This is a genomic window from Metaplanococcus flavidus (assembly GCF_042675885.1).
GTDB lineage: Bacteria > Bacillota > Bacilli > Bacillales_A > Planococcaceae > Planococcus > Planococcus flavidus.
In genome coordinates, this window is record NZ_JBHTKI010000024.1 from 1 (window position 1) to 549 (window position 549).

Genomic DNA, 549 nt, shown 5'->3' on the forward strand with positions numbered 1-549 from the left:
ATGCCCTTCATGGTCCGTGAAAAAGACCATGCGGTGCCGTTGTTATTCAAGTGGATCAAAACAAATTGACCACTTTATCGGACTGGGACGATTTGGATTTGCTTTGGACCGGCCTTGTAACGATGGTGCTGGACTACTTGCAAAATGGCGGGTATAGAGAAAGCTATTTATCAATAAATGGATTGGAATGGTCCATAAAAAAAGTACAAGCAAAACCGAAGGATCTTCTGTTATTTCATGCAAAGAGACCCAATGCTTTTTATGATGGAGAAATCGGGATGCCTGTTTCAATTGAAAATAATGCAACCTTGACTGAACTGGAATTCCTGCACCAGGTTGTTTCAAGTGCCGGTGACTTCTTGTCGCTGAGAGAAAAAGATACGCGGACTCAACATTTAGTGGGATTTAAAGAAAAGTATAACGAACTGAAACACTTCGTTCTTGAACGATGAACTTGTAAGTAATTTAAGGCTGAAAATTGGTAGTTTTTTTAAGATAGAGCATGAAAATGAACCCTGTGTTTACCAGCAGTGGAATGTAACTTAATTA

Annotated in this window: 1 protein-coding gene; it reads left to right on the forward strand. The window is 39.3% G+C overall.

Annotated features, from left to right (window positions below; all coding sequences use genetic code 11):
• Positions 1-92: 92 nt before the first annotated feature.
• Entirely contained in the window at positions 93-452 is a 360-nt protein-coding gene (locus tag ACFQ1X_RS15365; protein WP_144841690.1) for a hypothetical protein, read from the forward strand.
• Positions 453-549 lie beyond the last annotated feature (97 nt).